Raw genomic sequence first — 25875 nt, forward strand, 5'->3', positions numbered from 1 at the left:
CCCCGGCACCCTGGGCAGGGACAGCAGCCGCAGGGAAAGGGAGGCCGGACATGTCCGCACCACTGAAGGGCAAGGTGGCGCTGGTCGCCGGGGCGACCCGGGGCGCGGGCCGCGGGATCGCGGTGCAGCTCGGTGCCGCCGGTGCCACGGTCTACGTCACCGGACGCACCACGCGTGGCCGGCGCTCAGAGTACGACCGCCCCGAGACCATCGAGGACACTGCCGACCTCGTCACCGAGGCGGGGGGCCAGGGCATCGCCGTACCCACCGACCACCTCGACCCCGCACAGGTCCGCACCCTCGTGGACCGCATCGCGGACGAACAGGGCCGCCTCGACCTCCTCGTCAACGACATCTGGGGCGGCGAGAACCTCTTCGCCTGGGACAGGCCCGTCTGGGAGCACGACCTGGACAACGGACTCCGGCTGCTCCGGCTCGCTGTCGAGACCCACGCCATCACCAGCCACCACGCCCTGCCCCTCCTCCTGCGCCACCCCGGCGGCCTGGTCGTCGAGGTCACCGACGGAACCGCCGAGTACAACCGCGACACCTACCGCGTCTCCTTCTTCTACGACCTCGCCAAGGCGTCCGTGCTGCGCATGGCGTTCGCGCTGAGCCATGAACTCGGACCGCGCGGGGCGACAGCCGTCGCGCTGACACCCGGCTGGCTGCGCTCGGAGATCATGCTCGACCAGTTCGGCGTCCGCGAGGACAACTGGCGCGACGCCCTCGAACGCGTCCCCCACTTCGCCATCTCCGAGACCCCGCACTACGTGGGCCGCGCCGTCGCCGCCCTCGCTGCCGACCCCGACGTGTCCCGGTGGAACGGCGCGTCCCTCTCCAGCGGCTCACTCGCCCAGGAGTACGGCTTCACCGACCTCGACGGCAGCCGCCCGGACGCCTGGCGGTACCTCGTCGAGGTCCAGGACGCGGGGAAGCCGGCGGACGTGACCGGTTACCGGTGAGTTCAGCTGTTGAGCATGGGCGGGGACCACAGCGCCGAATGGCCGGGCGGCAGCGCCAGGTCGTTCCGCACGGCCGTGTAATAGCCGTCGCGTGTGACTCGCTGCCGCTCCAACAGAGCGTGCCAGTCTGCCGTTTCGTGCGCGTCGCGGCGCACGAACCGCTCCATGTCGATGAGCGCCAGCACCCAGGTCCTGGCCTTCTCGACCACATCGGGGCTGCCGAGGAGCAGCAGAGTCTCCCAGGCGGGATCCCGGGCGGCCATTGCCTCGGCCAGCAGTGGTTCTGCCTCCTGCAGGGACAGCGGGTGGGGGTGCGGATCGTTGCCGAGGTGGGAAGCGATCCGGTACGTGAGCGTCACGGATCTCTTGAGCGTCTGCGCGTAGTCGACGTAGGCCGCGAGCCGCCGCTCCTCCCACCGCGCGGCTCGCTCCCGCCGAAACCGCGCCTGGTCACCCCGAACCACCGCCAGATACGAACCGAGCGCTCCGATCACGACACCTATCAGCGCGGGGAGTTGCTGCAGAAACGCGGACATGGGCGTACGTTATCCGCACCGTGGATCTTCGGGGAGTAGCTTCAGCCCATGGCTGACACGAAGCGCTTCGAGGGGTACGGAGTTCTCGTCACCGGCGCCGCCCGCGGCATCGGAGCCGCCACCGCCCGGCGGCTCGCCGAGGAAGGGGCGCGGGTGCTGCTGACCGACGTGGACGCACTTGAGGCGGCCAGGACCGCGGCAGTCCTGCGTGAACAGGGCCTGTCCGCCGAGGCGTTGGGGTGCGACGTCGCCGACCGGGCCTCCGTGGACGCGGCCGTCGCGCATGCCGTCGACACCTTCGCCTCGCTGGACGTCCTGGTCAACAGCGCGGCGAGCTGCACCCCCGACACCCCGCTCTTCGAGGACGGCCCGGACGAGGCGTGGGACCGCGACCTCGACATCACCCTGACCGGAACCTACCGCTGCTGCCGCGCAGCCCTCCCGCACCTGGCCGCCTCCGGCCGCGGCGCCGTCGTCAACATCGGTTCCGTCAACGCCCTTCAGGACTTCGGCAACCACGCCTACAGCGCAGCCAAGTCCGCACTGGTCTCCCTCACCCGCACCATGGCCGCGCACGTCGCCGCCCGGGGCGTCCGCGTCAACCTCGTGGTGCCCGGCACGGTGCGCACCTCGGCGTGGGAAGGCCGCGAGGACGAGCTCGAAGCCCTGCGCCCGCTGTACCCGCTCGGCAGGGTCGGAGAGCCGGACGACATCGCCGCCGCCGTCGCCTTCCTAGCCTCCCGGGACGCGGCCTGGATCACCGGCACCTCACTCACGGTCGACGGCGGCGTCACCGCGGTGAACACAGGATTCCTCAGGACGACACGACAGAACCGGGACGTCTGAGACTCCCGGGACAGGTGAGAACCGAGGGACGCAGACGGCCCGCCCGTGGGGCATGCATCACGCTGTGACCTGCGGCACTGCGAATGTCACCGTTTCGTCGCATCGTGGGGAGGCCTTGCAACCGATCGCGCCGGACGCCGGTCTAGCTGGCAGAGATCGCAGATCTGACCGACCCAACCGCACGAAAGGCAAGGCAGGCCATGGGGGACATACGCAGACGGGGAGCCGTCGCACTCGGGATCACCGGACTGGTGGCGCCGCTCGCACTCGCGCTGGGGACGACGCCCGCGCAGGCGGCCACGAGCTGCACCACGCAGACCGGGCCCTACCAGAAGCAGGTGGAGAAGTTCCTCGGCCTGACCGTCGACGGCAAACAGTCCGCCACCGACTGCAAGGCCATCAAGGCCTTCCAGACCAAGCACGGCATCACCCCGAACATCGGGTACGCGGGCTCCGTCACCTGGGGCGTGATGGATCTCATGAACAAGCAGAAGGCCGTCGGGAACAACCCCAACCGGGACGGCGCGTGCCCCGTCAACAAGGGCCGCATCGCCTGTGTGAACCTGACGCTGCAGCTCAGCTGGATCCAGGACGGCAACAGGCTCGTCTACGGCCCCGTCCCCGTCCGCACCGGCCGTGACGGCTACGAGACCCGCACCGGCCTGAAGAAGATCTACTGGCGGGACATCGACCACGTCTCGAACCTCTACAACGTGCCGATGCCCTACAGCCAGTTCTTCGACGGCGGCCAGGCCTTCCACTCGGTCAACCTCAGCATGTGGAACCCGCCCGGCTCGCACGGCTGCACCAACATGACCCCCAAGGACGCCAAGAAGTACTGGTCGCTGCTGAAGACGGGCGACGACGTCTTCGTGTACGGCCGCAAGCCGGGCACCTGAGCGGCAGGTGCCCGGCTTGAGCACCGGGCTACTGAGGAGCGTCCCCGAAGTCCGGGATCTCCAGCCGCGCTCCACCCTGTCGCGCCGAGTCGTGCGCGACGATGCCCGGCAGGGTGTAGCGGGCGGCCACCCATGCGTTCACCGACGGCATTGACCGCGTGTTCACGGCGGTCACGAAGTCGTCGACGAGGAAGTGGTGGCTGCCCTCGTGGCCGTTGTGCAGGTTGTCGAACTCCCGCGGCAGCCGTGCCCGGTCGTGCACCGGAGCCGAACCCGAGGTGAAGGCGGCCCGCAGATCCGGCGCGATGTGCTGGAGTGACGGGTCGTCAGGAGACAGTGTGGGCTTGGGCTCCAGCAGCTCACTGATGTCCTTCACCCCCTTCTTGTCCTGCCACAGCGCCACCGTCGCCAGCTGCTCCATGCTCGCGTCGGTGCCGAAGAACCGGAAACGCGACTCCCGGATGTGCGAGGGATAGCCCACCCGCCGGAACTCGTTCGTACGGAACGACCCGCCGCCCGCCACCTCGAACAGCGCGGTCGCGTTGGAGAAGTCGTTGCCGAACTGGCTGACGTCCTTGTCGAAGACACCGTCGCCCCGCTCGTCGACCACTCCGATCGCCGACACGCTCACCGCGTGCGTCTGCCAGGCGCCGAGCACCCCGCCCACCGAGTGCGTGGGGTAGAGCAGCGGGGGATAGCTGGCGGTCTGCTTCCAGTTCTCGCCGCCGCTGTACTGGTAGGCCTCGTAGAACCCCAGATCCATGTCGTGGACGTAGTCGCCCTCGGCGTAGAAGATCCGCCCGAAGGCGCCCTCGGCGATCTGGTTGCGGGCGTGCACGGTCGCCGGGTTGTACTGGCTGGTCTCGCCCATCATGTACGTCAGCCCGGTCGCCTTGACCGCCTCGATGATGGCGGCGATCTCCTCGGTGGCTATCGCCATCGGGACCGCGGAGTACACATGCTTGCCGGCTCCCAGGCCCTGCAGGACCAGCGGTCCGTGGGTCCAGCGCTGGGTGAAGATGGCGACCGCGTCGACGGCCTCCGACTCCAGCATCGCCTGGTACGAGGGGAAGGTGCCCGCCAACTTCTGGGCGGCGGCAAGCTGTTCGGCCCGATCGGGCAGGAGGTCGGTGACATAGACGTCGCTGACGCCGGGGTGGGCCTGGAAGAGGGTGGCGAACTGGCCGGAGAACTGGCCGGCACCGACGATGCCGAGCGAGAACGTCATGTGAGGCGTGTCCTTCACTGGTCGGGAGATCACTGGTCGAGAGATCACTGAGAGAGGATGAGATTGATCTGGTCGTTGGTCTGATTGAGGCTGCTGACGGCCTTGCCGCCCCCGTAGATCCCCTGCATGGCCGGGTGCATGAGCGCGAACACGTCCGCGGCGTTGTTGGTGATCGGGAAGGTGAAGGTCCTGAAGTCCTTCTTGTCGGCGACCGGTTCGGTGAACGCCGTGACGTCGATGCCCTTCTTTCCGTAGGCGGCCACCGCAGCCTTCGTCCCGGCGGGGGTGGCCGGGAAGACGATGCCGTAACGACCGACGATCTTCTGGCAGGCGTCCGATGACAGGTACCGCACCCACTTCTTGGCGCTCTGCTTGTTGTGGGCGTTCTTGGTGATGGAGTCGGCGAGTCCGTTCATCATGGTGGCCCGTTTGCCGGTCGGGCCGACGGGTGTGGAGGCGGTGGCGACCTTGATGCCCTTCATCGCGTAGTATGTGGAGATCATCCAGGCGCCGTCGAACGCGGTAGCCGCCTTGCCCGCGGCCACCTGGGCGTTGGCCGGGTTGGCGCCCGCGCTGTAGTCCGTCAGGGGCGCCAGATAGCCCTTCTTCGCCAGCCCGAAGTACCACTTGATCACGGACTGGAAGGTCTTGCTGTCGTAGTCGTACTTGGTGCCCCACCGCTTCTTGTCGGTGTAGCTCCACCCCGCGGACGCGGCGAAGTTGCTCCACTGCGTCTGTCCGTCGCCGTCGCCGCCACCGCCGGTCGCGAGGCCGTACACCTTGACATGGTTCTTGTCGAAGCCCGGTTCGTCGCCGCGCTTGCCGTGCACGTCGACCGTGAGGTGGGCGATGGCCTTCTCGAAGCTGCCGCCGTCCTTAGGGTTCCAGGACAGGGAGTTGAGCTGCTGCGGGGTGAGGCCCGCCGCCTTCGCCATCTTCGTGTTGTAGAAGAGGGCGACGGTGTCCCAGTCCTTCGGCGTGCCGTAGCGGTGGCCGTCCTGTCCGACCCAGTTGTCGGCCAGCCCCGACTGGTAGGCGACGGGGTTGACGCCGAGGTCGTCCAGCGGTTCGAGGACCTTCAGATCGGCGAACTGGCCGAACTTCTGGATGTGGTCGGTGAAGACGTCCGGCTGAGTGCCCGCGATGAAGCTCGCGGTCAGCTTGGTCCAGTAGTCGTCCCAGCCCATCTGGCTGATCTTCACGTTCAGGCCCGGGTTCTCCTTCTCGAACCCCTTCGCGCAGGCCTGGTAGGCGGGCAGCTGGTTGGAGTCCCAGAGCCAGTACGTCACCGTGTTCGCGCCCGTTCCTGCACCGCCGCCCTTCGCGCACCCGGCGACCAGGGACAGCGCCAGCGCGCCGGTCAGCGCCACGGCGCTCCGCATCCGAACTCGCATGCCAGTCCCCTTACTTGATCCCGGTGAAGCTGATGGTGCTGACGATGCGGCGGGCGAAGAACCCGAAGAGCACGAGCATCGGAAGCGCGGCGATGAGGGTCGCGGCCATCAGGCCGGACCAGTCGTAGCCGGTCTGCGGGGTCTGCGCCCGGAAGATGGCCAGTGCCACGGTCAGGACACGCGAGCTGTCGCTGTAGGACACCATCAGCGGCCAGAAGTAGTCGTTCCAGGAGGTGATGTACGTCAGCACGCCCAGGGTGAGGATGGGCGTGGACGCCATCGGCAGCAGCACCCGGAAGAAGATCCGCACCTTCCCCGCCCCGTCCAGCAGCGCGGCCTCCTCCACCTCGCGCGGGACGTTCATGAAGAACTGGCGCAGGAAGAACACCGCGAAGGGCGTCATGAACATCGTCGGTAGAGCGATGCCCAACAGTGTGTCCACCAGGTGGAGTTGCTTGATGAGCACGAAGTTCGGCAGCAGCGTGAAGATCGCGGGCACCATCAGCCCGGCGAGGAACAGCCCGAACACCTTGTCCCGGCCGCGCCACCTCAGCCGCGCGAAGGCGTACGCGGCCATGGCGGAGAAGAAGATCTGGCAGACGGTGATCAGCGTCGAGACGATCACCGAGTTGAGCAGATAGCGCCAGAACTTCAGCCCGCCGCCCGCGCCGCCCTGCGCGATCGCCTCCTTGGCCGACTGCAGGCCCAGCGCCCGTTCGAAGCCGCCGGCCGTCAGGTCGACCGGCAGGGGGTCGCCGGGATGGGCGGCGAGCGCGGTGTTCGTGGACAGCGCGGTGCGCAGGATCCAGTAGAACGGCAGCAGCGTGATGAGCAGGATCGCGGCCATCACCGTCCAGGCGGCGATCCGGCCGAAGGAGGGCCGGCGTCTGGTGGGCCGTACGGTCGTGGTGGTTGCCACGGCAGCCATGTCGTTTCTCTCCCTTCCGTCAGCCGAGGTCGCTCTGTCCGGCCCGGGTGAGCCGGTACTGCAGGAACGTGATCGCGCTCAGCACGACGAGCAGGGCCACGGACATGGCCGAGGCGTAGCCGAACTGGAAGCGGCCGAAGGCGGCGCCGTAGATGTAGTACTGGAGCACGTTGGTGGCGTTCGCCGGGCCGCCCATGGTGGTTACTGCGACGGTGTCGAACACCTGGAACGAGCCGATCACCGTCATGATCAGTACGACCGCCAGCACCGGCCGCAGCAGCGGAAGCGTGATCCGCCAGAACATCCGCCACTCGCTCGCGCCGTCCACCCGGGCCGCCTCGTACATGTCGTTCGGGATGGCCATGAGCCCGGCGAACAGCAGCAGCGCGGTGTAGCCGACGTGCCGCCACACGTTGATCAGTGCGATCGTGGGGATCGCCCAGTTCTCGTCGGCGAGGAACGGGATGTGGTCGAAGCCGAGCGCCCCGATGATCTGGTTGCCGATGCCGAGCTGGGTGTCCAGGATCCACAGCCAGACGACGCCCGCCACGACGTTCGACATCAGGTACGGCGTCAGCACGATCCCGCGCAGCACGGCCGACTGCGTCAGCCGCTGCAGCAGTACCGCGACGGCGAGCGCCGCCACCGTCTGGACACCGATGTTGATGACCACGTACTCGACGGTGACCTTGAGCGAGTCCCAGAAGATCGGGTCGTGGACCATCCGTATGTAGTTGTCCAGGCCCACCCATTCGGCCGGAGTGAGCAGGTTGAAGCGGGTGAAGCTCAGGTAGATGCCCCGCAGCGTCGGCCAGAGCAGAAAGACCGTGAAGCCCAGCAGCGCCGGCGCGATGAACACCGCGGCCAGCCGTCCGTCGCCCCCGTTCTCACGGGCCTTGGCCCGTCCCGTCCTCTGTTCGGTCCCTGCCCCCTCCGCGCCGCGCAGTGGCAGGCGCGAAGGAGGGCTGCTGGAGGCGATGGTCATCGGGAGACTCCCTCGTCCGCGGCGGCTCGTCCTCAGGCCACTTACTTTTGTTGCGAAAGAATCAACGCGTCAAGGGGCCCGTACTTACCTTTTTGAAGCGAGCTCAAGCGCGGTATCCTGAGCTGGTTGCTTTCGTAGCAAAAAAAATCATGTGGGAGTCTGACCTTCATGACCACAGTTGCCGACAGCTGGCTTCCGCTGAGCCCCGGTGAGCGCTCGGTGGCGATCGAGGTGCTCGTCAACGGTCCGCTGTCGCGCACCGAACTCGCCCGGCGGCTCGACCTCTCCGCGGGCAGCCTCACCCGGCTGACCAAACCGCTGATCGAGTCGGGCCTGCTGATCGAGGCCGCCGAGGCCGGAGCCTCGGCGGAGGCGCGCCAGGGGCGCCCCTCACAGCCGCTGGCCGTCGTCGCCGAGTCCCGCTCCTTCATCGGCTTCAAGATCACCGAGGACATGGTCTACGGCGTCGTGACCACCCTCCGCAGCGACATCGTCGCCCGCTACGACCGCCCGCTCACCACCCACGAGCCGGCCGAAGTCGCCGACGTGCTCGCCGAGATGACGGACGAGCTCGCCCGCGCCCATCCGCGACTCGCCGGCATCGGAATCGGCGTGGGCGGTCTGGTCGAGGACCGGGCCGTGGTGGGGGAGTCGCCGTTCCTGCGGTGGCGGGACGTCCCGCTGGCCGGGCTCGTCGAGGAACGCACCGGGCTGCCCGTCGTCGTCGAGAACGACGTCGCCGCCCTCGTCGAGGCCGAGACCTGGTTCGGAGCCGGGCGCGGACTGGACCGCTTCGTCGTCCTCACCATCGGCGCCGGCATCGGCTACGGACTGGTCCTGGGCGGCAAGCGGGTGCCCTGTGCGGAGGAGGACCGCGGCTTCGGCCGCCACTGGATCATCAACCCCAGCGGACCGCTCACCCCCGACGGCGAACGCGGCAGCGCCGTCTCCCTGCTGACCATCTCCAGCATCCGCTACCAGGTCCGGGCCGCCACCGGCCGCGACCGGACGTACGAGGAGATCCTCGCCCTCGCCGCCGCCGGTGAACCCATGCCCGCCCGCGTCATCGACGAGGCGGCGCGCGCCCTGGGTACCCTCGTCGCGCAGGTCGCCAACTTCGTCATGCCGCAGAAGATCCTCCTTGCCGGCGAGGGCGTCGGCCTGATGGATGTGGCCGGAGACACAGTGCGGCAGACGATCGCCGCCCACAGGCATCCGATGGCAGGCCCGGTCCCTCTGGAGACCAAGGTGTCCGACTTCCACGACTGGGCCCGTGGCGCGGCTGTCCTGGCGATCCAGGTGCTGGTGCTGGGGGCGGCGGAAGCCTGAACTCGGCGCCGAGGGTTGCCAGATGGACGTGATCAGCAACACGTCCGATATGCCCGCTAGATGTCGCCTTACTCACAGCGCCTTCACCTTCGGGGCCGTATGCTTCACAGCATGTCCACCACTGTTGAACCCGTCTCCGAGCGCTCGGCAGCAGCCGAGGTCAACGAGGAGATCCGGGCCCTGTGGCGCCGGTCGGGCGGGACACTGAGCGGCGAGCAGCGCGAGGAGTACCGGCGTCTCGTCCTGGAGTGGGCCGCCGCGGCCCCGCAGCCGGCGCGGGCGGCCTGAGCACCACCTGACGCCCGCCGCGCATCACAGCCCCGGACCGGGGCACCCCACATCGGATGGGCCCCCTCCTCGCATTGGCCTCGGCGGTCTGCTACGGCATCGTCGTCCCCCAGCCCTCGGCTTTGCTCGAGCCGGGAGGCGCCCCCACCGCGGGCGGGCTTCTGTCCCGCCGCGCTCCCTTCACCACGATCACCTTCCTCGGCCGACTGGGCGGCCTGCTCCTTGCGGGCATGGCCGCCCTTTTTGTGCCTGCTGATGTCGTCCGCCCCGCCGACCTGCTCTGGGCGCCCTGTCCGGCGTCGGCAGCGGCACCGCCATGCACTTCCTCAACCGAGGGTTGAGCCGCGGTGCGATGAGTGTCGTCGTGCCGGTCAGCGCGGTGACCGGCGTCGCCCTGTCCGTGCTGTGCGGGGTACTCGCCCTCGGCGACCGCCTCGGCGCCCTGGCCTGGACGGGCATCACGGTGACGGTGCCCGCCCTCTGGCTCGTCGCCGGCGGGGGACCGGCCCGGCCAGGTGCGGGCGTGCGGGACAGTCTGCTGGTCGGCGCGGGTGTCGCCGTGCAGTACGTCGCGCTCGGACTGGCGGGGCCTGTCCGCCGGACTGTGGCCAGTGGCTGCGGGCCGGGTCGCCGCCGTATGCCTGCTGCTGCCCACCGTGATGCGGCCCCGACAAGGGACCATGCTGCCGATACGCCTCACAGCCCAGGCCCTCCTCGTCGGCGCCGGAGCCGCCCTCGGACTGATCCTCTGTCCGCTCGCCGCCCAGCGGCAGCTGCTCGCCGTCGCCGTGGTCCTCGCCTCCCTCTACCCGGCACTTCCCGTCGTCCTCGGCCTGGCCCTGCTGCACGAACGCGTCACCCGGCGGCAGACGGCCGGCCTGCTGGGTGCCGCGGCCGCCACCGTCCTGCTGCCCTCGGCTGAACCGTCAGCCCCACGTGGCCGAGTAGTAGCGCCGGTACGCCTTGCGGTCCTGTTCGGCGCGGATCCAGCGGGTGGCCACCAGGGCGAGCAGACTGCCTCCGATCACCAGCATCCCGGGACCGACGTTCTGCGGGTTCGTGAGCCGGGCCAGCAGTGTCGAACCGTCCGTGATGCCCGTCACGGGAGACGAGGAGCCGGGCGAGGCCGCGCTGGGTGCGATCGCGCTGTGCGTGGCCGAAGCGGACGGAGCGGCGGACGGCGAGGCGCCCTGCCCGGCGGCGGCCTGCTTCGACACGATCATCTGGACGCCGAGCGCCTGCATCGCCTTCGTCACCGGCTGGAAGAACGTCGTACCGCCCGACGTGCAGTCACCACTGCCGCCCGAGGTCACGCCCAGCGCGATGCCCTCGGAGAACAGCGGGCCGCCGCTGTCCCCGGGTTCGGCGCACACGTTCGTCTCGATGAGGCCGGTGACGGTGCCTTCCGGGTAGTTGACCGTGGCGTCGAGCCCTTTGACCTCGCCGTCGTGCAGTCCGCTGGTGCTGCCGCTGCGGAAGACCCGTTCCCCGACGGCCGGATCGCTCACTCCCGTGATGCGCACCCCGTTGCCGTTGCCGATGGCCACGATGTCGGCCCCGCCTCCCGCCGAGCCGTTCGCGTACTGGACCAGGGAGAAGTCGCTGCCGGGGAAGTTCTGCTGCACCGTCTTGCCCAGCTGCTGGTTGCCCTGGTTGTCCGCAAACCAGATGGACCCGGTCGGCCCGCAGTGCCCGGCGGTGAGAATGAAGTCGCTCTGCCCGTTCGTCACGTTGAAGCCCGCCGAGCAGCGCCCGCCGGTGGACAGGATCGGCGACGCCCCGTTCAGGCGGGTGGTGAAGGTGCCCTGGGTGCGCTCCATGCGGACGTAACTGCCGATGCCGCCCGCGACCTTGGTCATGTTCGACCAGTCCGTCGACGAGACGGTGCTGTCGGCCTGCACCACCACCTGGTTCGTCCGGTAGTCCATGACCCATGCCGTGCCCGCGACCCGGGGCGCCGCACGCAGCGTCGACGTCGCCGCCTTGAGCTCGTTCATGCTGTGCGACACCATCTTCGCCTCGGCGCCCGCACGCTTGACCTCGGCCGCCGCCTCGTCGTCGGTCACCGCGACGACCGGACGTCCGTCCGCGCCCATCCAGGTGCCCGCCGTCCGGGAGGTGCCGAGCTTGGACACGAGCGCGGCCCCGGGGTTGTCCGAGGTCCCCGAGGCCTTGAACGGGAGGGCGGAGGTACCGGTCGTCTCGCTCGCCATGGCGGCCTGCGTCACCATCGCTCCTCCCAGGAGGAGTCCGCCGACGGCCGCCAGCCGCGTCACTCGCCGGACGATCCGTCGTCGTGCGTGCCTCATGCATGGCTCCCGAACCCGAACGCGCGGTGCGAACACCGCGGGGCACTCCGGTCGTTGAGCGCCCTCCCTCCATACGTGGCCGGGGACGGTCGCGTTCAGCGCGCGGGCGATCTTCTCACCGCTTGCGGCCCACCCCGCCGTACAGGGCCACTTCCTGCGGCTCAACCGGCTCCGCCGGCTCGGGCCGCCAGCGCGAGCACGAGACCACACCAGGCTCCAGAAGCTCCAGACCGTCGAAGAACCGGGCCACGGCCTCGGGGGTGCGCTGGGTCAGCGCCGGGATGCCGTGCTCGTTCCAGAACCGGACCGCCTCGTCCACCTCCGACAGCGCCGGGCTCGTGATGGTGTGGGACAGGACCAGGTGACTGCCGGAGGGCAGCGCGTCCATGAGACGCCGCACCATGCCGTACGGGTCCTCGTCGTCTCCGATGAAGATGACCACCCCGAGCAGCATCAGGGCGACCGGCCGGGTGAAGTCCAGGGTGTCGGCGGCCCGCTCCAGGATCGAGTCGACATTGCGCAGGTCCTCGTCCAGATGGTCCGTGCGGCCCTCGGGCGAACTGGTGAGCAGGGCGCGGGCGTGCGCCAGGACGAGCGGGTCGTTGTCGACGTAGACGATCCGCGCATCCGGGGCGAGACGCTGCGCGACCTCGTGCGTGTTGTCGGCGGTGGGCAGGCCGGTGCCTATGTCGAGGAACTGCCGGATCCCCGCCTCCGCCACCAGATGACGCACGGCACGGCCCAGGAAGAGGCGGTCCGCGCGGGCGTACTCGCCGATGGCCGGATGGAGTTCGCGGATCCTGTCACCGGCGATGCGGTCGACCTCGTAGTAGTCGCCGCCGCCCAGCCAGTAGTTCCAGATCCGGGCCGTGTGCGGGCGCAGGGTGTCGATGCGGCTGCGCAGCGCCGCGGCGGGATCTTCGGTGGCTGCCGGGTTCTCCGTCACGGGCTCTGCTCCTGGAGTGCCTGATGGTGCGCTGAGTACGACGTCAACCGGCAATCTAGACGGCGTTGTTGACGTCTGCCGAGAGTGCGGTGCGGATCCTTTCCCCGCAGGCGCTTCCAGGTCGTGCCAGGTCACACCGCAGCCCCTATCTTGTGCCCCATGACCAGCACCCCGCACGACACGTCCGGTGAACCGAACCCCCTGCGCGCACTCTCCCTCGAGAGCCTGCGATGTCGTACGAGCATGAAATGGCGCACCTACCCGGCCGACGTGCTGCCGCTGTGGGTGGCCGAGATGGACGTGCCCCTCGCCGAACCCGTCGTCCGCGCGGTCACCGAGGCCCTCGGGCTCGGGGACACCGGCTACCCGGCGGGCACCGCCTACGCCGAGGCGCTCGCCGGGTTCGCCCAGAAGCGGTGGGGATGGGACGGGCTCGCCGTGGAGCGCACCGCGATCGTGCCCGACGTCATGCTCGGTGTCGTCGAGATGCTCAAGCTGGTCACCGGGCACGGGGATCCGGTGGTCGTCAACCCGCCCGTGTATCCGCCCTTCTACCAGTTCGTCGGACACATGGACCGGCAGGTCCTGGAGGCTCCGCTCGGGGCGGACCTGCGCATCGACTTCGGCGCCCTGGAAGAGGCCTTCCGGCAGGCGGTCGCCGGCGGACGCCGGGCCGCCTACCTGCTGTGCAGCCCGCACAACCCGACCGGCACCGTGCACACCGCCGGGGAACTGGCCGCCGTGGCCGCCCTCGCCGACCGGTACGGCGTCCGCGTGGTCGCCGACGAGATCCACGCCCCGCTGGCCCTCTCGGGCGCCGACTTCGTGCCGTACCTGAGCGTCCCCGGTGGGGAGAGCGGTCTGTCCCTCATGTCCGCGTCGAAGGCGTGGAACCTGGCGGGGCTGAAGGCCGCGCTCGCGATCGCCGGACCCGCGGCCGCCGCCGACCTCGCCGGTCTGCCCGAGGAGGTCAGCCACGGCCCCAGCCACGTCGGCGTCATCGCCCACACGGCCGCCCTGACCGAGGGCGCCGCCTGGCTGGACGCGCTGCTCACCGGCCTCGACGACAACCGGCGCCTGCTCACCGGCCTGCTCGCCGAACACCTCCCCGCCATCGCCCACCGCCCGGGCGAGGCCACCTACCTGGCCTGGCTCGACTGCCGCCGACTCGGCCTCGGCGAGGATCCGGCGCAGGTGTTCCTGGAGCGGGGGAGGGTGGCCCTGAACTCCGGGATCCCCTTCGGTTCCGGCGGGACAGGGCACGTACGCCTGAACCTGGCGACGTCACCCGAGCTGATCACGGAAGGCGTCCGGCGGATGGCCCTGGCACTCGCCTGAAGCGACCCCAGACGGCCAGGTGGGGGTGTCATGGACACGTGACAGCTCTGCATGATGGCCTCATGCGCGTGCTGATCCCTCTCCCCGACCACGACTTCGACGTCACTGAGGTCGCCGTGCCCTGGCGGCTGCTCACCGACGCCGGGCACGAGGTCGTCTTCGCCACCGAGCGCGCCCGGACCCGGCCCGCGGCCGATCCACGGCTGCTGACGGGTGTCCTCTTCGGCCAGCTCGGCGCGGAGGACGAACCCAAGCGGTTCTACGAACAGCTCACCGCGGCACCGGAGTTCACCGCCACGGCTGCCTGGGCCGATGTGGACGTGACCGAGTACGGCGGACTGCTCCTGCCGGGCGGACACGCGCCCGGCATGCGGCAGTACCTCGGTTCGACGGAGCTGCAGCAGCAGGTCGCCCGGTTCTGGGCGCTGGACCGGCCGGTCGGTGCCATCTGCCACGGAGTGCTCGTCCTGGCCCGCACCCGGGACCCCGGCACGGGCCGCAGCATCCTGGCCGACCGCCGCACGACGTGCCTGCCCAAGTACATGGAGCGCACCGCCTACCTGACCACTGCATGGCGCCTCGGGCGGTACTACCGCACCTACCCGTCGTATGTGGAGGACGAAGTGCGGCGTGCTCTTGCCGAGCCGGCTGCGCAGTTCGAGCGTGGGCCCCGGGTTCTGACTCAGCGCGGTACGGCGGATGACGACACGCACGCCTTTGTCGTGCAGGACGGCAATTGTCTGTCGGCGCGGTGGCCCGGGGACGCGTATCTTTTCGCGCGCCGTTTTCTCCAGCTTCTTGTGTGAGCAGTCTGCGGGTCCGTCGTGGCTGGTCGCGCGCACGTGGCGGAGCCGCATATCGATACAGCCCCGCGCCCCTGTCGGGGCGCTGCCGAACCGGCAGCTGACCTTGCGCGCCCTGCTTAGACTTTTCGGTATGGACGACACGGCGCTGGAGCGGCTCGGTGCGGGGAAGTATGTGCTGGTCACCAGCTACCGCAAGAACGGTACGCCGGTTGCCACCCCGGTGTGGGTGGTGCGGGACGGCGACACGCTCGGGGTGTGGACGGCGGCCGACTCCTGGAAGGTGAAGCGGATCCGCGCTCGCGGCGACATCCTCGTCGGCCCCTGCGACCTGCGCGGCAACCCCACCGGCGCGCAGCTCCCGGCCACCGCGGAGATCGGCGACGAAGCGACCGTCGCCCGCTACCGAGAGCTCATCGCCCGCAAGTACGGCATCGTCGGCCGCCTCACCCTGCTCGGCAGCCGGCTGCGCCGGGGCCTGAAGGGCACCGTCGGCATCCGCGTGACGCTGGAGCCCTGAGACGCGTACGGCCGCGGTCCTCGCAGGACCGCGGCCGTCACGACGGCGAACCCCGGCCTACGAGGCGTCCAGCACCGTGCCGGTCAGCGTCGGCCCACCGGGCTGCGGATCACCGTTGTCGTTCGTCAGCTGGAAGCGCACGGACTCGGCCGGCTCCGTCACCCGGTCCTTGACCGTCGGCAGGGAGACCTCCGCACTCAGCTTCCCCTTGGGTACTTCCGCCCCCAGGTAGAGGTACTTGATCTGCGACAGGGGACGTTCCGGATTCGGCGACTCGCCCGAGGCGCCCGCCAGCCACGCCGGGTCGACGTCCTTGGTGGACAGCTCCGGGCCGCCGGTGACCGGGACGACGACGAACATCGGGCTCAGGTCCACGTCCGCGGCCTCGGACAGGGACACCTTCCACTTCAGCGGCTTCCCCTCGGTGACCCGGTCCGCCACCGGCGTCACGGTGATCGCGGGCATGGGGTCGTCGTTCTGCACCGTGAGGCCACCGCGGTACGAGCCGATGACGGCGCCCCGCACGGCCTTCACGATCACGGTGTTGTCCACGTCGTACGCGTAGCGCGTGTTGCCCTTCACCTCCACCGGTACGTCGATGTCGTGGCCGCCCGGATGCACCGTGACCAGGTGGTCCTTGGCCCTGCCGGTGACCGGGTCGATGACGTACACCCGCACCTGGCCGCTGCCCTGCCCTGACACCTCCACCGGCACCTGGTAGGTACGGACGCCCGAGTCGCCCTCCTTGACGGTCGTGCGGCCGATGTCGACGCGTGCCAGCGGGGCCTCATGAACCGCAGGGGTGCCCGGGCGCCAGCCCCAGGCGTCCATCAGCCAGGCCTTCCCGGAGCGTGAACGCGGGGTCAGGTCAAGGGACTTGATGTGCCTGAGGTCGAAACCGGCCCGGGAAGCCGCCGACAGCGGAACGCGCACCTCGCGCGCCCAGTAGGAAGCGGTCCGTTCCGTGCCCGGCAGGCCGTCGACAGTGGCGCGGCCGAGAGTGACCCGCCTGCCGTGCGTGTCGGTGAGGGAGACGTCGAGCTTGGTACCGGTCGAGTTGGGCGGAACGATCAGGCGCAGGGCGAGGTCGTTGGCACTGCCCAGCGACACCGGCGCATCGGGGCGCACCCGGACCGCCGACCCGGCCGCCGACCAGTGCAGCGCGACCGCGCGCCGGCCGGCCTCACGGTCCGTCTCCCACTGCGCGAAGTGCGGCGAGGCACCCTTCACACGGGATCCCAGGCAGGCGACGTGTTCGTCCGGATCGACGGCCGAGCACAGCCGCCCGCCGGTCACCGTGACCTTGCCGTCCGGCAGGAACCCGCCCCCGCGGTTCGCCCCGACCGCGTGCGTGAGCACCCGCGCGGGATCGGCCGAGGGAGCCCGCCGGGCCGAGCCGTCCAGCAGGGGCCGTACCCGGTCGTCCCCGGCGACGAACAGCCGGGCCGCCGCGGCGATATAGGTGCTGCCCGCCTTGTGCTGCTGGTTCGCGGTCAGCCGGGTCGCGGTGCCCGGCGAGCACACCGGGTCCCGGTGCTGCGGGTCGTCGGAGAAGTCGTCATCGGCGGGCGCCTGCGCCTGACCGGGGGTCCACTCGGTGTTGAAGAAGTTGTGGTCGGCGCCCACCACGTACACCGCGCTGTGCAGCGCGGCGCCCCGGCTGACCGACCGGGTGCCGTCGACGAACACCTCGCCCTGCAGATCGGATACGTCGCCGTCGCAGCCCGGCAGGATCGTGGCCGAGGGCACGTCCGCGACCGGATTCTGGCCGAAGATCGTCGGTCCGATGAGGACGGTGCCGCGGATGTGCCAGCGCACCGGGCCGTGATAGCCGTCCTGCACGGCGGGCGGCGGATCGAGGCTGTCCATCGCTGCACGGTTGACGCCCTCGCCGCCGCGCGAGTGGCCGACGAGCAGCACGCGCGAGAGGTCGGCCGGCGGTGCGTCGCGTACGACCGCGGGAGCTGAGCCCGGGTCAGCGGCCCAGTCGGCCCAGCGGGCCAGGTGCTGGCGGACCAGTGAGGAGCGGGCCTGAGCGCCGCCGTCCTCGGCCGCGTCGTCCTGGGCGTTGATGCCGTTGGCCGAGATCGACACGGTCACATAACCCTGCGAGGCCAGCAGCCGCTGGTCGCGCAGGTAGCCCCGGTAACTGGGGATCGGCTTCGTGCCCTGGGGGCAGGGCCAGTCGCCGGTCACGTCCCTACGGGTGTAGCAGGTGGAGTGGCGGCCGTGCAGGAACAAGGCGAGCGGCCGGTGCCCGGTGGCGCCCTTCGGGGCGATCACCACGGCACGCATCTCGACCGGCTGGGGGAAGCCGGGCAGCTTCACGGGGTCGAGGTCGTACTCGCCGGTGGTCGTGGCGTACTGGCCCGGTTTCCCGGGGTCCACGGAGTTCGCCGGAAGCCGGGCGGGCGGCGCAGCCGCCGCGGAGCGCCGTCCGCCCGGGGTCTCGGTACGCCCTGCAGGGTCCAACTCGCGCCCACCGGCCTGCACATGAAGGCCCGTCAGCCCGATGGTCGCCGCGCTTCGCCCGAGGCCGAGACGGAACGTGCGGCCGTCCTTGTCCTGCTGCGGGACGCCCAGCATCCGGCCTCCGGAGTAGAACTCGACGCGCGCGTCTCCCATCGGCACGGGGGCGGTCGAGCGCCAGACGAGCTGCCGGGCGTCACCCTTGCCGGCGATCCGCCAGCCCGGTGGAAGGCCGCCGTCCTGGTCGGAGACTGTGCTTGACGGTCTGGCGCCGGACGGCGGTGCCGCCTGCGCAAGTCCTGGCGATCCCCCCGCCACCGCGAGCACCGCCGCAGCGGTCACCCATATTCGCCGGGCACGGAACAAGGTCCCCTCCTCAAGTACCAAGCAGAAGCACCCCGTTGGTCAGCCGGGGGCGTCACGCGTTTCAGAGGACGACAGGAGAGACCTGTGGGTTGCCTGTGCCTGCCGATTCGCCGGTGCCCGGCGATGCGATCAGGCCGACCCCGAAGACCAGGCATGGGCGCCGGGCCTGCGGGACAGGAGCCCCCAATGAGCCGAACACCGTTGCGCGCCGCCGTCGTCGGCACCGGCCACCGCGCCCAGACCTTCGTCCGGGGACTCGCCGCCCGCCCCGCCCACCGCGTGGCAGCCCTGTGCGACCCGAGCCCGACGCGGATGGCCTTCCACAACCGGGCGCTGGCCGCCGCCGGGGAACCCGCAGCCACCGGATGGGAACCGGACCGCTTCACCGACATGCTCGCCAAGGAGGCCATCGACGAGGTCGTCGTCACCACCGTCGACGCCGCACACGACCGCTACATCGTGCCGGCGCTGCAGGCGGGCTGCCGTGTCGTCACCGAGAAACCGATGACCGTCGACGCGGTGCGCTGCGCGCGCATCCTCGACGCGGTGCAGGCGACCGGCAACCCCCTCACCGTCGCCTTCAACTACCGCTTCAACCCGGTGCACGAGAAGGTGCGCGCCCTGCTCGCCGACGGCGCGATCGGCGAGATCCTCTCCGTCCACTTCGAGTGGGTTCTCGACGTACGGCACGGCGCCGACTACTTCCGCCGCTGGCACCGCGAGAAACGGAGCAGCGGCGGCCTGATGGTGCACAAGTCCAGCCACCACTTCGACCTGGTCAACTGGTGGCTCGCCGACGAGCCTCACGAGGTCTTCGGCTACGGCCGGCTCGGTTTCTACGGCCCCGAGGCGGGCGAACGCCACGGACTGCGCCGGGACTACGACCGCGCCCACGGGGCCGCCCCGGCCGCCGACGACCCCTTCGCGCTGGACCTGGCCGGCAACGACACCCTGCGCGCCCTGTATCTGGACGCAGAGGGGGACGACGGGTACATCCGCGACCGCAACGTCTTCGGCGGCCCGGTCACCATCGAGGACGACATGGCAGTCCTCGTCCGCTACGCGCGCGGGGCGACGATGACCTACCACCTCACCGCCTACTCCCCGTGGGAGGGCTACCGCGTCATGTTCAACGGCAGCTCCGGGCGTCTCGAGCTGGAGGTCGAGGAGAGCCGCTGGGCGCAGCCCCGGACCCCGGTGGCCTCGGACAGCGGCGCGTTGCACGGAGACACCGCCGCCGAGCACGCGGGCGGTGCACGGCTCACCTGGCGCCCGCTGTGGCGGCCGCCGGTCGAGGTGCCGCTCGACACCGCCCACGAGGCTCACGGCGGGGGCGATCCCCGTATGCTCGACGCGCTCTTCGGGCCCGTGGACCCCGGAGCGCCGGATCAGGGCGCGGCGGCAGCCCGTCCCACGGCCACCCAGCGCGACGGCGCCCTCGCCCTGGCCGTGGGACTTGCCGCCAACCGGTGCTTCGAGACGGGACGGCCCGTGGCGGTGCGGGACCTGGTCCCCGGGGTGTGGGAGAGCTGAGGGAGCGTCAGGACCAGGCGCGGTAGGGCTCGTCGACCAGCTGGAAGACCGGCTCGCCGCGGACCGGGTCCTTGGCCGTGGACAGCCGGACCCGGTCACCGCTGTGGATGCCGATCAGCGGGCCCATGACCCTGCCGCGCACGACGAATCCCTCGGCCATCTCCACGAGCGACACATTGCGCGCGGCGGGGGTGTTGCGGTGCACGATCGTCGCATGACGGACCGTGCCCACGCCCTCGCTGCGCTCCGTCCGCAGGTCGCCGCCCTGGCAGACGGGACACAGGAGCCGGTGGTACATGGCGGTGCCGCACCAGGTGCAGCGCTGGAAGAGGATGGCGTCCGTATCGGGCGTCCCGGGATCGAGCACGCCTGCCGCGGAGCCGGCTGCCTGACGAGCAACGTTTCCTGAGTGGTGGTACACGCTGGTCAACTCCCTGCGCTCGGCCCGGAATCCCGCGTGCGCGGGTCAACCGTGCACGCACGTGCCCGGTTCACCGTGCCACCGTGCACGCGACCAATGTATGGCACTCAGTGCCACACGTAAAGGCACTCGGTACCCTCAATTTTCCTGGCCGTGGACCTCCGGGTCAGGCTCGTCCGAACGCGGACTCGATCTCCTGGACGACCCGCCACAGAGGGGCGTCGCGGCGGGAGACGACGACCACCACGTCCTCGGGCTCCGTGCCGCCGCGGTGCACGGGGGGAGCCGTACCGAAGGCGGACCGGACGTACCCCAGTGCGTGGTCCACCGCGGCGTCGGAGTCGCCCTTTCCGTCCGAGCGCAGCCAGGACCGCAGCGCGTTGTTGTGCGCCGCCACCACGGCGGCCGCGATCACGTCCGCCTGCAGGGTGCCGTCGCGCCGGCCGGCGAAACGGGCGCGCAGGTACTCCGCAAGGGCGCGTTCGTAGCGCCACACCACGGACAGCTCGTACGCCCGCAGCCCCGGCACCTTCTTGGTGAGGCGGTAGCGCTGCACGGAGAAGGTCGGGTTCTCGGCGTACATCCGCAGCACGAGCCGGGCCGCCTCACACACCCGCTGCACGGGTTCGTCCTCGTCGCCGCTGTCGGCGAGGAAGGCCGTCATGTCGGCCAGACACCGCTCGTGGTCGGGGAAGACCACGTCCTCCTTGGAGGGGAAGTAACGGAAGAACGACCGCCGTCCGACACCGGCGAGTGCCACGATGTCGTCGACCGTCGTCTGCTCGTAACCCCGCTCCAGGAACAGCTGGAACGCGGCCGCCACCAGGGCGTCCCGCATCGGTGGCTTCACGGCCGCCGCCTCCGTCGTCATGTACGGGAACGTAGCATCGCAGCGGCACTGATGGCACTCAGTGCACTCCAGGCAGGGAACTCAGTGCATCCGCGCCAGCCGGAGCTCCTCACCCCAGCATGACGGTGATCTTCTGTGTGACGCCCGCCGTCGTGCTCAGGTCGCCGAAGGTGAGCTGCAACGAGGAACCCGTCGTCGCCGAGGTCACCCTGGGCGGCTGCGAGGTCACCGCGGAGACGGGCCGGTTCCGGGTGAGCGTCAGGCTCGTCTGCAGTCGCGTCGGATCGCTGACGCAGATCACCGCCGTGCCGGCGCTGCGCTCAGTGACCGTCACGTAGCACGGACCGTTCGCGACGAGTGCTCCGGTCGTGCCGCCGGACCAGAAGTTGACGCCGGTGAAGCCGAGCGGGGGCACGCTGATGCCCTGTTGGCCGTCGGTGTTGGCGAGGACGGTCAGCCAGGTCGTGTCGGCTGCCCGTGCCGCGGTCTGTGCGGCACTCGCGCCGGGCAGGAGGACGTAGGCGTACACCGCGTTCGCCGGGTCGGTGCCGTGGTCGATGTACATCGTCAGTAGCGGCCACCGCGGAGTCGGGCACGAAGTGGGCGACGGCGGTCAGATAGCCCGTGAGCTGCGCCGCCGACAGCTCGTCGTACATCAGCACGCAGATGTCGAGCAGGGACTGAGGGGCGCCGATCTGCCAGCCATGGTGGACTGGAACCGACGTGCCGTGGTGCCCAGTTGGACGAGCCGGCTCCTGAAGGGCTCGGCGGTGGGACTGAATCCTTCGCCGAGGATCAGCGTCCGCCACTTCGCCCGCAGGGGCGCGAACTCGTCCACCGCCGTGGCTCTGGAAGAGGTCGGGAGGCTGAGGGCGACAGCAGTGCCGGTGCCGGCGGTCAGAAAGCCGCGACGTGACCAACAAGTCGTCATGACCGGGCTTTCTAGCACGCACCGCCTCAAATATTAGGAAAATAGATCAAATTGGGCATGTTGATCGTTCGGCGGATTCGGGGACCGCTGAACTCGCACGCAGGGCGGCGCGTATCACTCTCGGGGGAAGGCGGAGAGTCCCGTCACGTCGGGACGAAAGGAGAGCGCAGTGCCCACACCGCCCGCATCCGGGTCACCGCAGGACCGTTCGCCGCTGGAGCCCATCCGGGTCCTGCGTCCGCGCCGCACCGACGCCCTGGCGGAGCTGTTCAAGGAAATGGAGCAGGGCACCGGCGTTCTCGAACCTGTCGCCGTACCGGACCCGCGGTCCTGGGACGAGGGCGAGACACAGGAACTCCCGCCCGTGCGCACCGGCCACGGCAGCGCACGGCGCGGCGGCGGCCGTTTCGGGTTCGGGCCGGGACTGCGCCGCGCCGCCGTCACGATCGCCGTCGCCGCGGCCGCCCTCGTCGGCTTCGGCGGCGCCCTCCTGCTGCACGACAGGAACGACGCCGCCGCCGTCCAGGAGCCCCGCCCCACCGCGTCCGCAGAGCCGACCGCGACAGCCTCCGCCGAGCCGACCGCAACCGGCTCCGCCGCGTCGGACCCCGACGGCCCGGGCACCCTCCGCGAGGGCGACAGCGGCCCTGCCGTGGCCGATCTGCAGGAACGCCTGCTGCGCATCCCGGACGTCTACGCAGGCGGCTCCACCGGCGGCACCTACGACGCCACCCTGAAGGCCGCGGTGGCCCGCTTCCAGCTCTGGTACGGCATCCGGGGCGACGAGACCGGCGTCTACGGCAACGACACCCGGGTCGCACTGGAGTCCCGCACGGCCTCCGGCACCGGCTGACACGGTGGGACGCCGCCTCCTACTGCGGATCCTCGGGCACCCGGATGTCGAGCACACAGACGTCGTCCCGGCGGTCACCCTCCAGCATTGCGGCGAGCAGCGGCGCCAGGGAGCCGGGCTCGTCGGTGTGGTGGCTGAGGACGGCCGCGGAGAGCCGCTTCAGGCCCCGGTCGAGGCCCTCCGTGGGCCGCTCGACCAGGCCGTCCGTGTAGAGGAGGACACGGTCGCCGGGTGCGAGAGGGCACTCCGCCTCCGCGAAGTCCGGCGCCGTGCTCGCGCCGAGCAGGATGCCGCCGGGCCGGTCGAGATAGTGCGCCCGGCCGCCGCGCAGCAGCAGGGGTGGCGGATGGCCGGCCTGAGCCCAGACGAGACGGCGCTCGGCGGGGGAGTAGCGGGCGAGGACCATGGTCGCGGTCCCGTGGGAGTCACGGGAGTGCAGCAGCAGCGTGTTGAGCCGGGCGAGCGCTCCCGTCAGCGAGGACCCGGTGATGACCATGCCCTTGGCGGTGAAGCGGAGCTGGGCCATCGTGGCGACCGCGTCGATGCCGTGTCCGGCGACGTCGCCGACCACGAAGAGGGCGTCCCCGTCGGGCAGTTCGATGGCGCTGAACCAGTCACCGCCGACGTGGGTGCCCGACTGGGCGGGCAGATAGGCGACTTCGACGCGCAGCCCCGCCAGGCGCACCGGGCGGGTGGGCAGGGGGAGCAGGGCGTGCTGCAGCCGGCCGGCCAGTGCCCGCTCGGCGCGCAGCACGTCGTGCTGGCTCAGGACGGCCCGCTCGCTCTCGACGAGGGCGAGCTCCGCGCTGCGCTGCGCGGTGAGGTCCTGTACGACGCCGTGCACCTCGACGGGCCTGCCGGCGGCGTCCGTCACGGCTTCGGCGACGGCCCGCAGATGCCGCAGCCCGTCCGCCGTCCTGATGCGGAACGGGACGTCGAACGGACGGCTCCCGCCCAGGAGTTCGCTGATGGCACAGGCCAGCGCGGGCACGTCCTCGGGCAAGGCCAGGCCGGGCAGGTCGGTGAGGCGGACCGGGCCTTCGCCGGGGTCGCGCCCGAGGAGCTCGAAGACCTGCGAGGACCAGGTGGCCTCCTGCGTGACCAGGTTCCAGCTCGCCCAGCCGAGGCTCCCGAGCCGCTGCACGTCCGCGAGGCGCTGCTCCTGCCGGTCCGAGGAGCCGTGCCGCACCCATGTCACGAACAGCCCCTCGCCCAGCCGGGCCGCCCGCACCATGTAGGTGGACAGCTCCGCGACACCGTCCACGACCTCCTGGTGCGCGAACGGCTCGCTCTCGTACGGCTCTCCGGTGGTGAGCGCGCCGTGCAGGCCCTGCCACAGCGGCTCGCCCGCCAGCGCCGGGCACGCCTCCTGGAAGCGCCGGCCGACCAGCTCGGGCCCGGCGCCGCCGACCACGTCGGCGGCCTGCGCGGTGGCGGCGTCGATGCGGTAGTCGTCGATCACGCCCGAGGCGCCGGGCAGCGGCGTGAGCAGCATGGCCGCGCCGGGCAGCGCGTCGAAGACGGCCTGCAGGGCCTCCACGGCAGCGGCACCGGCACCGGCGGCGGCCTGCGGATCGGTGCGGAAGCCCCGCAGCCGTCCGGCGCACAGCCGGACGGCGGCCTGCAGATGCGCCCGGGCGCTCGCACTGAACGGCCCGCTGCGGGTGCGCAGGATCCCGATGCACACGCTCGGTGAGGCACCGGTCGGGACGGGCAGCCAGGCGCGGGACGCCCAGCGGTCCGTCGGGCCCCCGATCAGCAGGTAACGCTTCCGGTCCGCGGCGACGTCCTCCAGCCAGCGCGGCTCGCCCGCCCGCAGGGCTTCGAGGGCGGCGACCCCGCTCAGCGGCGGGATCCGGTGCCACTGGGCGGCGAACGTGTCGTCGATGCCGGCGTGGCCGACCAGTTCCAGCCCTCCGGCGGGCCGTCGCGCATAGATCATGACCGCGTCGGCGTCCACCTCGGGCGCGAGATGCTCCAGCAGGCAGCAGGCGAGCTCCTGTGGTGTGGTGACAGGGACGAGTTCTCTGCCGAGGGCGCCGAGCGCGGCGGAACCCTCATCCGCGGCCGCCTCCCGCGAGGACGGCACGGCGGACTCGGCGAGGACGGCGAGCTCTGGCTCGGGGGCGGCACCGCCCGGCGGCGCCAGGCTGCCGAGGGTGATCCAGCACTCCTCCAGCACGGTGCGGCCGCCGGTGCCGGCACGTCGCTGCAGCTCCTTCTCCGCGGCGCCCGGGGAGCAGCCGGTCAGCGCCATGACCACACCCTTGGCCTGCTCCAGGACGGCCGACATGGCCGCCAGGTGGCGTAGCCGGTCCATCTCGGCGCGCTGCCTGGCGACGATCTGGGCCAGCGCGACGGTGTCGGCAGCGGTGCGGGACTCCGTCGACGCGGCATGCTCACTCGTCACGCGTCGAGCATCGCACAACAGGGCAGCTTCGATCGTGGTCCAGCCTGCCCGGGCTTCACTCGAAAGAAGAAGAACCGGTGTGTCGAAGTGGACGCCGGGGCGCGCTCGCCCGTCAGTGGTCCGGCGGTGGGTAGAGCCACAGCCGGAACAACCGGCTGAGCAGCGGCATGACCAGGTAGGTCAGCACCGGCAGCAGCACGATGGGGAAAACGGCCGCCCGCAGCGGCAGGGGCCAGGCCGCGGTGCGGGGCGTCACCAGCCACTGGATGAGCAGCGTGAACGGATAGGCGCCGAGGAAGGTGGTCAGCAGCATCTTCCAGCGGGGCGGGGACTGTGCCGTGGTGCCCGGCAGACTGAACCAGGTCTCCATCCCGGTGGTCGACTGCCGCTCGTCGCCCACCTCCGTGGCGATCCCCTCGATCCGCGCATGCCACTCGGCCCGCTCCTCGGACTCGAGCCACCGCGCCAGACGCTGGGGATCGGACCAGCGCAACACCGCGTGATACCGGGGGCCGTCCTCGGGCCGCAGCCAGGAGACCCCCTCGTTGCCGGGGAACCGACTGGCGCAGCGGGTGATCCCACGGGTCCACTTCTCGAACTCCGCTTCCCGGCCGGGACGCACCTGCCAGGTCAGCACCGTGGTGACCGGATCGCGCCTGCGCAACTGGGTGGTGCTCATGCTCACCACGTGTGCCACGCGTGGCGCGAAACATGCCGCCGAAACCCGG

22 protein-coding genes and 2 pseudogenes are annotated in these 25875 nt (G+C 70.7%); 10 read left to right on the top strand and 14 right to left on the bottom strand.

Translation table 11 applies throughout. The features are described from left to right. Window positions 1–50 precede the first annotated feature (50 nt). The gene (locus tag EDD92_RS45405) at window positions 51–965 is read left to right on the top strand and encodes an SDR family oxidoreductase (protein WP_123969675.1); all 915 of its coding nucleotides are present in this window, start codon (window positions 51–53) and stop codon (window positions 963–965) included. Between the two features lie 2 nt (window positions 966–967). Here EDD92_RS45405 and EDD92_RS45410 read toward each other — a convergent pair whose 3' ends face one another. Then, the gene (locus EDD92_RS45410; RefSeq protein ID WP_123969676.1) at window positions 968–1501 is read right to left on the bottom strand and encodes a hypothetical protein; all 534 of its coding nucleotides are present in this window, start codon (window positions 1499–1501) and stop codon (window positions 968–970) included. Window positions 1502–1549: 48 nt separating this feature from the next. Between EDD92_RS45410 and EDD92_RS45415 the strand changes: the two genes are divergently transcribed. Together EDD92_RS45415 and EDD92_RS45420 are read left to right on the top strand one after the other, a co-directional pair. Next, window positions 1550–2347: an SDR family NAD(P)-dependent oxidoreductase gene (locus EDD92_RS45415; protein WP_123969677.1), complete on the top strand. Its 798-nt coding sequence runs from the start codon at window positions 1550–1552 to the stop codon at window positions 2345–2347. Window positions 2348–2547: 200 nt separating this feature from the next. After that, window positions 2548–3246: a L,D-transpeptidase gene (locus tag EDD92_RS45420; RefSeq protein ID WP_123969678.1), complete on the top strand. Its 699-nt coding sequence runs from the start codon at window positions 2548–2550 to the stop codon at window positions 3244–3246. A gap of 28 nt (window positions 3247–3274) precedes the next feature. On the opposite strand, the gene EDD92_RS45425 is transcribed toward EDD92_RS45420, so the two are convergent. The 4 genes from EDD92_RS45425 to EDD92_RS45440 are packed head-to-tail and all read right to left on the bottom strand — an operon-like array spanning window position 3275 to window position 7781. Beyond that, on the bottom strand, window positions 3275–4474 hold the full coding sequence (locus EDD92_RS45425) for a Gfo/Idh/MocA family protein (RefSeq protein WP_123969679.1): 1200 nt from the start codon (window positions 4472–4474) through the stop codon (window positions 3275–3277). Window positions 4475–4518: 44 nt separating this feature from the next. After that, on the bottom strand, window positions 4519–5868 hold the full coding sequence (locus EDD92_RS45430; protein ID WP_185124334.1) for a sugar ABC transporter substrate-binding protein: 1350 nt from the start codon (window positions 5866–5868) through the stop codon (window positions 4519–4521). A gap of 10 nt (window positions 5869–5878) precedes the next feature. Continuing rightward, window positions 5879–6796, bottom strand: coding sequence for a carbohydrate ABC transporter permease (locus EDD92_RS45435; RefSeq protein WP_123969680.1), 918 nt, complete (start codon window positions 6794–6796; stop codon window positions 5879–5881). A gap of 19 nt (window positions 6797–6815) precedes the next feature. Then, window positions 6816–7781 carry a carbohydrate ABC transporter permease gene (locus EDD92_RS45440; RefSeq protein WP_123969681.1) on the bottom strand — a complete coding sequence of 322 codons (966 nt, stop codon included), beginning with the start codon at window positions 7779–7781 and terminating at the stop codon, window positions 6816–6818. Window positions 7782–7949: 168 nt separating this feature from the next. On the opposite strand from EDD92_RS45440, the gene EDD92_RS45445 reads away from it, so the two are divergent. Together EDD92_RS45445 and EDD92_RS45450 are read left to right on the top strand one after the other, a co-directional pair. Then, window positions 7950–9110: an ROK family transcriptional regulator gene (locus EDD92_RS45445; RefSeq protein WP_123969682.1), complete on the top strand. Its 1161-nt coding sequence runs from the start codon at window positions 7950–7952 to the stop codon at window positions 9108–9110. Between the two features lie 99 nt (window positions 9111–9209). Next, on the top strand, window positions 9210–9398 hold the full coding sequence (locus tag EDD92_RS45450) for a hypothetical protein (protein WP_123969684.1): 189 nt from the start codon (window positions 9210–9212) through the stop codon (window positions 9396–9398). 926 nt (window positions 9399–10324) lie between these two features. Here the strand turns inward: EDD92_RS45450 and EDD92_RS45460 are convergent. Together EDD92_RS45460 and EDD92_RS45465 are read right to left on the bottom strand one after the other, a co-directional pair. After that, on the bottom strand, window positions 10325–11707 hold the full coding sequence (locus EDD92_RS45460) for a S1 family peptidase (RefSeq protein ID WP_123969686.1): 1383 nt from the start codon (window positions 11705–11707) through the stop codon (window positions 10325–10327). Window positions 11708–11822: 115 nt separating this feature from the next. Then, entirely contained in the window at window positions 11823–12653 is an 831-nt protein-coding gene (locus EDD92_RS45465; RefSeq protein ID WP_123969688.1) for an SAM-dependent methyltransferase, read from the bottom strand. 159 nt (window positions 12654–12812) lie between these two features. Here EDD92_RS45465 and EDD92_RS45470 point away from each other — a divergent pair, with 159 nt between their 5' ends. The 3 genes from EDD92_RS45470 to EDD92_RS45480 all read left to right on the top strand — a co-directional run bounded on the left by EDD92_RS45470 (window position 12813) and on the right by EDD92_RS45480 (window position 15314). Then, window positions 12813–13991: a MalY/PatB family protein gene (locus EDD92_RS45470; protein WP_123969690.1), complete on the top strand. Its 1179-nt coding sequence runs from the start codon at window positions 12813–12815 to the stop codon at window positions 13989–13991. Window positions 13992–14053: 62 nt separating this feature from the next. After that, window positions 14054–14797, top strand: a complete 744-nt coding sequence (locus EDD92_RS45475) for a type 1 glutamine amidotransferase domain-containing protein (protein ID WP_123969692.1) — start codon at window positions 14054–14056, stop codon at window positions 14795–14797. Between the two features lie 130 nt (window positions 14798–14927). Then, complete coding sequence (locus EDD92_RS45480) at window positions 14928–15314, top strand: PPOX class F420-dependent oxidoreductase (protein ID WP_123969694.1); 387 nt, start codon at window positions 14928–14930, stop codon at window positions 15312–15314. Between the two features lie 57 nt (window positions 15315–15371). Here EDD92_RS45480 and EDD92_RS45485 read toward each other — a convergent pair whose 3' ends face one another. Beyond that, window positions 15372–18149, bottom strand: a complete 2778-nt coding sequence (locus tag EDD92_RS45485) for a hypothetical protein (protein ID WP_123969696.1) — start codon at window positions 18147–18149, stop codon at window positions 15372–15374. 186 nt (window positions 18150–18335) lie between these two features. Here EDD92_RS45485 and EDD92_RS45490 point away from each other — a divergent pair, with 186 nt between their 5' ends. Next, window positions 18336–19682: a Gfo/Idh/MocA family protein gene (locus EDD92_RS45490; protein ID WP_123969698.1), complete on the top strand. Its 1347-nt coding sequence runs from the start codon at window positions 18336–18338 to the stop codon at window positions 19680–19682. 7 nt (window positions 19683–19689) lie between these two features. On the opposite strand, the gene EDD92_RS45495 is transcribed toward EDD92_RS45490, so the two are convergent. The 4 genes and pseudogenes from EDD92_RS45495 to EDD92_RS52610 all read right to left on the bottom strand — a co-directional run. Further along, entirely contained in the window at window positions 19690–20103 is a 414-nt protein-coding gene (locus tag EDD92_RS45495) for a Zn-ribbon domain-containing OB-fold protein (protein ID WP_123969700.1), read from the bottom strand. A 166-nt stretch (window positions 20104–20269) separates the two neighbouring features. Further along, window positions 20270–20941 carry a TetR family transcriptional regulator gene (locus tag EDD92_RS45500; protein WP_185124497.1) on the bottom strand — a complete coding sequence of 224 codons (672 nt, stop codon included), beginning with the start codon at window positions 20939–20941 and terminating at the stop codon, window positions 20270–20272. Between the two features lie 121 nt (window positions 20942–21062). Beyond that, window positions 21063–21524 (bottom strand): annotated as a pseudogene (locus tag EDD92_RS45505) (polysaccharide lyase beta-sandwich domain-containing protein); the annotation flags it as partial. Window positions 21525–21543: 19 nt separating this feature from the next. Continuing rightward, window positions 21544–21906 (bottom strand): annotated as a pseudogene (locus EDD92_RS52610) (hypothetical protein); the annotation flags it as partial. A gap of 147 nt (window positions 21907–22053) precedes the next feature. Between EDD92_RS52610 and EDD92_RS45515 the strand changes: the two are divergent. Beyond that, window positions 22054–22737: a peptidoglycan-binding protein gene (locus tag EDD92_RS45515; RefSeq protein ID WP_185124335.1), complete on the top strand. Its 684-nt coding sequence runs from the start codon at window positions 22054–22056 to the stop codon at window positions 22735–22737. 19 nt (window positions 22738–22756) lie between these two features. On the opposite strand, the gene EDD92_RS45520 is transcribed toward EDD92_RS45515, so the two are convergent. Together EDD92_RS45520 and EDD92_RS45525 are read right to left on the bottom strand one after the other, a co-directional pair. Further along, complete coding sequence (locus EDD92_RS45520; RefSeq protein ID WP_123970841.1) at window positions 22757–25057, bottom strand: SpoIIE family protein phosphatase; 2301 nt, start codon at window positions 25055–25057, stop codon at window positions 22757–22759. A 202-nt stretch (window positions 25058–25259) separates the two neighbouring features. Next, on the bottom strand, window positions 25260–25826 hold the full coding sequence (locus EDD92_RS45525) for an antibiotic biosynthesis monooxygenase (RefSeq protein WP_123969703.1): 567 nt from the start codon (window positions 25824–25826) through the stop codon (window positions 25260–25262). Window positions 25827–25875 lie beyond the last annotated feature (49 nt).

Origin of the sequence: Streptomyces sp. TLI_185 (genome assembly GCF_003814765.1) — a bacterium.
Lineage (GTDB): Bacteria > Actinomycetota > Actinomycetes > Streptomycetales > Streptomycetaceae > Streptomyces.

Bases quoted from the DNA above. Each gene is read 5' to 3' on its own strand.
- EDD92_RS45405 (WP_123969675.1), top strand. From the start codon at position 51: ATGTCCGCACCACTGAAGGGCAAGGTGGCGCTGGTCGCCGGGGCGACC.
- EDD92_RS45410 (WP_123969676.1), bottom strand. From the start codon at position 1,501: ATGTCCGCGTTTCTGCAGCAACTCCCCGCGCTGATAGGTGTCGTGATC.
- EDD92_RS45415 (WP_123969677.1), top strand. From the start codon at position 1,550: ATGGCTGACACGAAGCGCTTCGAGGGGTACGGAGTTCTCGTCACCGGC.
- EDD92_RS45420 (WP_123969678.1), top strand. From the start codon at position 2,548: ATGGGGGACATACGCAGACGGGGAGCCGTCGCACTCGGGATCACCGGA.
- EDD92_RS45425 (WP_123969679.1), bottom strand. From the start codon at position 4,474: ATGACGTTCTCGCTCGGCATCGTCGGTGCCGGCCAGTTCTCCGGCCAG.
- EDD92_RS45430 (WP_185124334.1), bottom strand. From the start codon at position 5,868: ATGCGAGTTCGGATGCGGAGCGCCGTGGCGCTGACCGGCGCGCTGGCG.
- EDD92_RS45435 (WP_123969680.1), bottom strand. From the start codon at position 6,796: ATGGCTGCCGTGGCAACCACCACGACCGTACGGCCCACCAGACGCCGG.
- EDD92_RS45440 (WP_123969681.1), bottom strand. From the start codon at position 7,781: ATGACCATCGCCTCCAGCAGCCCTCCTTCGCGCCTGCCACTGCGCGGC.
- EDD92_RS45445 (WP_123969682.1), top strand. From the start codon at position 7,950: ATGACCACAGTTGCCGACAGCTGGCTTCCGCTGAGCCCCGGTGAGCGC.
- EDD92_RS45450 (WP_123969684.1), top strand. From the start codon at position 9,210: ATGCTTCACAGCATGTCCACCACTGTTGAACCCGTCTCCGAGCGCTCG.
- EDD92_RS45460 (WP_123969686.1), bottom strand. From the start codon at position 11,707: ATGAGGCACGCACGACGACGGATCGTCCGGCGAGTGACGCGGCTGGCG.
- EDD92_RS45470 (WP_123969690.1), top strand. From the start codon at position 12,813: ATGACCAGCACCCCGCACGACACGTCCGGTGAACCGAACCCCCTGCGC.
- EDD92_RS45475 (WP_123969692.1), top strand. From the start codon at position 14,054: ATGCGCGTGCTGATCCCTCTCCCCGACCACGACTTCGACGTCACTGAG.
- EDD92_RS45480 (WP_123969694.1), top strand. From the start codon at position 14,928: ATGGACGACACGGCGCTGGAGCGGCTCGGTGCGGGGAAGTATGTGCTG.
- EDD92_RS45490 (WP_123969698.1), top strand. From the start codon at position 18,336: ATGAGCCGAACACCGTTGCGCGCCGCCGTCGTCGGCACCGGCCACCGC.
- EDD92_RS45500 (WP_185124497.1), bottom strand. From the start codon at position 20,941: ATGCGGGACGCCCTGGTGGCGGCCGCGTTCCAGCTGTTCCTGGAGCGG.
- EDD92_RS45520 (WP_123970841.1), bottom strand. From the start codon at position 25,057: ATGGACCGGCTACGCCACCTGGCGGCCATGTCGGCCGTCCTGGAGCAG.
- EDD92_RS45525 (WP_123969703.1), bottom strand. From the start codon at position 25,826: ATGAGCACCACCCAGTTGCGCAGGCGCGATCCGGTCACCACGGTGCTG.